This window comes from Streptomyces viridochromogenes (assembly GCF_001270495.1).
GTDB lineage: Bacteria > Actinomycetota > Actinomycetes > Streptomycetales > Streptomycetaceae > Streptomyces > Streptomyces viridochromogenes_A.
Genome location: NZ_LGUR01000047.1, coordinates 1 through 4,725 on the forward strand (window position 1 = coordinate 1; position 4,725 = coordinate 4,725).

3 protein-coding genes and 2 rRNA genes are annotated in these 4,725 nt (G+C 71.0%); 1 reads left to right on the forward strand and 4 read right to left on the reverse strand.

Features of this window, described 5'->3' with window-relative positions:
* Positions 1-43: 43 nt before the first annotated feature.
* Positions 44-1,072 carry an HAD hydrolase-like protein gene (locus ADK36_RS07300; RefSeq protein WP_048587417.1) on the reverse strand — a complete coding sequence of 343 codons (1,029 nt, stop codon included), beginning with the start codon at positions 1,070-1,072 and terminating at the stop codon, positions 44-46.
* Between the two features lie 72 nt (positions 1,073-1,144).
* Here ADK36_RS07300 and ADK36_RS07305 point away from each other — a divergent pair, with 72 nt between their 5' ends.
* Positions 1,145-2,437 (forward strand): DUF1015 domain-containing protein, encoded by a 1,293-nt coding sequence (locus ADK36_RS07305; protein WP_048587418.1) that lies wholly within the window; start codon positions 1,145-1,147, stop codon positions 2,435-2,437.
* A 54-nt stretch (positions 2,438-2,491) separates the two neighbouring features.
* On the opposite strand, the gene ADK36_RS49415 is transcribed toward ADK36_RS07305, so the two are convergent.
* The 3 genes from ADK36_RS49415 to ADK36_RS07325 all read right to left on the reverse strand — a co-directional run.
* Entirely contained in the window at positions 2,492-3,244 is a 753-nt protein-coding gene (locus ADK36_RS49415) for a hypothetical protein (protein ID WP_199830128.1), read from the reverse strand.
* A gap of 1,185 nt (positions 3,245-4,429) precedes the next feature.
* A 5S ribosomal RNA gene (rrf, locus tag ADK36_RS07320) occupies positions 4,430-4,546 on the reverse strand.
* Between the two features lie 102 nt (positions 4,547-4,648).
* Positions 4,649-4,725, reverse strand: a 23S ribosomal RNA gene (locus ADK36_RS07325); the annotation flags it as partial.

The following is a 4,725-nucleotide window of genomic DNA, read 5'->3' on the forward strand; positions in this document are numbered from 1 at the left end:
CCCGACGTCACAGCCCCAGCCGCAACACCTCCCCCCCCCGACGTCACAACCCCAGTCGCGCCAGCCCCTTCCCCGCGTCCAGCCCGCAGGAACCGTCCCCGGCCGCGGTCCAGGCCGCCGCACACAACGCCCGCAGCCCGTCCAAGGCCTCACCGTCACCGTCGAGTTCCAGCCGCTCCGCCCCGGCGGCCGCCGTCCAGCCACCGCACCGGAATCCGTCCCCGTCCGGCACGACGTCCGGCTGCCCGGTGAGCAAGCCCCGCAGATCGGCGTCGACATACGTCGGCCGGTGCTGCGGCGGCGCGGCGAGCAGCTGGGCGCCGTCGGTCACGCCGGTCAGCACGAGCAGCGAGTCGACCTCCCCGTTGAACGCCCCCTCGATGTCCGTGTCCAGCCGGTCCCCGACCACCAGCGGCTGCTCGGCACCCGTCCGCAGGATCGTCTCGCGGTGCATGGGCGGCAACGGCTTGCCCGCCACCTGCGGCTCGGCACCGGTGGCAATCCGTACGACCTCCACCGCCGCACCGTTGCCCGGCGCGATCCCCCGCCCGCTCGGAATCGTCAGGTCGGTGTTGGACGCGAACCAGGGCACCCCGCGCGCGACCGCATACGAAGCCTCCGCGAACCGTCCCCACGGCAGCTCGGGCCCGCCGAAGCCCTGCACGACCGCCGCCGGATCGTCGTCCGCCGACTCGACGGGCTCCAGCCCGCGCTCCCGCAGCGCCACCCGCAGCCCCTCCCCACCGATCACCAGCACCCGGGCGCCCGCCGGCACCTGCTCACTGATCAGCCGCGCGACCGCCTGCGCCGAGGTGATGACATCGTCCGCCCCGGTGGGTATGCCGAGCTCCGTCAGATGCGCGGCCACGATGTCGGGAGTCCGCAGGGCGTTGTTCGTGACGTACGCGAGATGCATCCCGCCCGCACGGGCCACGGCGAGCGAGTCGACGGCATGCGCGATCGCGTTGCCGCCCGCGTACACCACACCGTCGAGGTCGAGCAGCGCCGTGTCGTACGCCTCGCTCAGGGCCTGGCCACTGCCCTCGGGCCTCGTCCTGACGCTCTGGCTCATTCCGCATCGCTCCTCGTTCGACGGCTTTCCCCCGATCATCCCCCATGCCACTGACACCCGTACGATGCCGGGATGAACACAGCAGGTCACCCGGAAGCAACGGCGCGCCGAGGCCTCGAACTGACCCCGTTCCGGGGGCTTCGCTACGACCCCGACCGGGTCGGCAGCCTGGCCGCCGTGACATCCCCTCCGTACGACGTCGTCGTCCGCCCCGACGGCCTGCACCAGCTCCAGGACTCGGACCCGTACAACATCGTCCGCCTGATCCTCCCCCAGGCCGGCACCCCCAGCGCCCGCAACGAACAGGCGGCCGACACCCTGCGCCGCTGGCTCTCCGAAGGCGTACTGACCACCGACTCCGAGCCCGGTCTCTACGTCTACGAGCAGCACGACGGCGACGGCATGCTCCAGCGCGGCATCATCGGCGCCCTGCGCGTGACGGAGCCCGCGGAGGGCCTGGTCCTGCCGCACGAGGACGTCATGCCGCACGTGGTCGCCGATCGCGCGGCCCTGATGCGCGCCACGTCCGCGAACCTCGAACCCCTGCTGCTGACCTACCGCGGCAACGGCACGGCGACCGACACGACCGCCGTCATCGAGCGCACGGTCGAGCGCCCACCGCTCTTCTCGACCACCACGGAGGACGGCTTCAACCACCGCCTGTGGTCGCTCACCGACCCGGCCGACCTGGCCCGCGTCCAGTCCGACCTGACCCGCCACCAGGCCCTGATCGCCGACGGCCACCACCGCTGGGCGACATACCGCCGGCTACGCGCGGAACACCCCTCGCCCAGCCCCTGGGACTACGGTCTCGTCCTCCTGGTCGACACGGCCCGCTACCCCCTCCGCGTCCGCGCCATCCACCGCCTCCTGCACGACATGCCCGTGCCGGACGCCCTGGCCGCCCTCGACGGCCTGTTCCGCGTACGCCGCCTCGAAGTCCCCCTGTCCGAGGCCCTGGAGGCGCTGGCCGACGCGGCCTGCACGGGCAACGCCTACCTCCTCGCCGGAGACGGCGCCTTCCACCTCGTCGACCACCCGGACCCGGCCCTTCTCGACCGCACGGTCCCCGCCGACCGCCCCACCGCCTGGCGCACCCTGGACGCGACGGTCCTGCACGCCACCCTCCTCGCCCACGTCTGGCACATCCCCGAGGACGACCCCACCCGCATCGCCTACATCCACGACACCGCCGCCACCGTCAGAAAGGCGGAACGCGACGGCGGTACGGCCGTCCTGATGCACCCGGTCCGCGAGGACGTCGTACGCGACCTCGCCCGCCAGGGCGTCACGATGCCCCGCAAGTCGACGTCGTTCGGCCCGAAGCCGGCCTCGGGCCTGGTGCTGCGCGCACTGGACCTCTGAACGCCGAAGGGCGGGATCCCTGTCCGGAATCCCGCCCTTCACTTCACACGTCGCCTACTCCTTGTCGCCCTCATCGGGCCCGGCCGCAGCCTCCTCGTCACCGTTGCCCTGGGTCTCGTCCTCGTTCTCGTCAAGGGCGTCGACGAACTCGACACCGTCCAGCTCTGCGAGCCGGTCGGAGGCGTCCGTGCTGCCGTCCTTGTCGGCCTCGACGGCCTTGGCGAACCACTCCCGCGCCTCACCCCGCCGCCCGGCGGCCAGCAGCGCGTCGGCATACGCGTACCGAAGCCGCGCGGTCCACGGCTGTACGGCGTTGGAGGCGAGCTCGGGGCTCTGCAGCGTCACGATGGCCGCGTCCAGCTGCCCCAGGTCACGCCGGGCGCCGGCCGCGACGAGCCGCATCTCCACCTGACCGGCCTTGTCCAGCTTGTGCACCTCGGGCGCACCGGCCATGTCCAGCGCCTTCTCCGGCCGCCCGAGCCCACGCTCGCAGTCGGCCATGAGCGGCCACAGATCCACGGTCCCGGTCATCCGCCGCGCGGCCCGGAACTCGGCAAGCGCCTCGGCGTACTTCTGGTTCGCGTACGCCGCGAACCCGCCCGCCTCACGTACGGCAGCGACACGCGACGCCAGCCGCAGGGCCACCTTGGAGTAGCCGTAGGCACCCTCAGGGTCCTCGTCGATGAGCCGCGCGACCATCACCAGGTTCTTGGCGACATCGTCCGCGAGCGTCTTCGGCAGGCTCTGCAATTCCTGCCGTACGTCCTTGTCGATCTCCTCGCCCGTGACGTCCTCGGGGATCGGCAGCCGCTTGATCGGCTCGCGGTCCCGGTCACGATCCCGCTCATCACGGAACCGACCGCCACCACGCCGGTCGTCACCACCGCGTCGGTCGTCCCGCCCACGGAACCCACCGGGCCGTCCACCCCGGTCATCCCTGCGGGGCCCGCGCCCGCCACGGTCGTCCCGCCGGTCGTCCCGCCCACGGAACCCACCGCGCTCGCCCCGGTTGTCATCACGACGGAAGCCACCACGATCCCCGCGGTCGCCACCGTCGCGACGGTCATCACGCCGGTCGTCACGACGGAACCCACCGCGGTCACCACGGTCGTCCCCCCGGCGGTCATCACGCCGATCATCACGGCGCTCGTAGCTGCCACGGTTGTCATCGCGACGGAAGCCACCCCGATCACCGCGATCACCGCGATCGTCACGACGGAACCCACGGTCACGGTCGTCACGCCGAGCGAACCCACCTCGGTCGCCGCGGTCACCGCCGTCGCGGCGATCGTCACGACGGCCGTAGCCACGGTCATCACCCCGGCGGTCGTCACGACGATCATCGCGGCGGTCATCCCGGCGGCCGTAACCCCCACGGTTGTCATCACGCCGGAAGCCACCGCGGTCGTCGTCCCGCCGTTCGCCACGGTCGTCGCGGCGGAAGGCAGGACGGTCACCGTCGCGCCGGAAACCACGATCGCGGTCGTCGCGACGGGGCCCAGCAGGCCGGTCATCGCGCCGGAACGGCGGCCGAGCCCCTCGGTCGTCGCCACCACGGCGGTCATCCCGCCTGTCATCACGCCGGTCACCACGGTCGTCCCCCCGGCGGTCATCACGCCGGTCGTCGCGACGCCCGTACCCTCCGCGGTTGTCATCGCGACGGAAGCCACCCCGATCACCGCGGTCATCGCCCCGGCGGTCGTCACGACGGTCATCACGTCGCCCATACCCGCCACGGCCGGCGCCGCTGCCACCACGACCGGCGCCGCTGCCACCACGGTCGTTGTCACGACGGAACCCGCCGCGCTCGCCCTGGTTGCCACGATCGCCGCGGTCACCACTGTCCCGTCGCCGCTGGTCGCGCTCCGGTCGGTCGTCGGGAGAGTTGGTGGACATCGGTGACTCCTGTCTTCGGTACTGCAAGCATTGTAAAAACAAAAGGACCCCTGGTCCCAGCTGAACGCTGGTGACCAGGGGTCCTTCCCAAAGATTGTTCGGCGGCGTCCTACTCTCCCACAGGGTCCCCCCTGCAGTACCATCGGCGCTGTAAGGCTTAGCTTCCGGGTTCGAAATGTAACCGGGCGTTTCCCTCACGCTATAACCACCGAAACCCTAATGGTTTCGAGCGAACAAGCACACTCTTCTTTTATGTTCTGCTCAAAGCCGACAACGGTCGTTGTCTCAGAACTAACACAGTGGACGCGAGCAACTGAGGACAAGCCCTCGGCCTATTAGTACCGGTCACCTCCACACGTTACCGTGCTTCCAGATCCGGCCTATCAACCCAG

What these genes read in the sequence shown, in the direction of transcription:
- ADK36_RS07300 (WP_048587417.1), bottom strand. Translation starts at nt 1,072, where the DNA reads ATGAGCCAGAGCGTCAGGACGAGGCCCGAGGGCAGTGGCCAGGCCCTG.
- ADK36_RS07305 (WP_048587418.1), top strand. Translation starts at nt 1,145, where the DNA reads ATGAACACAGCAGGTCACCCGGAAGCAACGGCGCGCCGAGGCCTCGAA.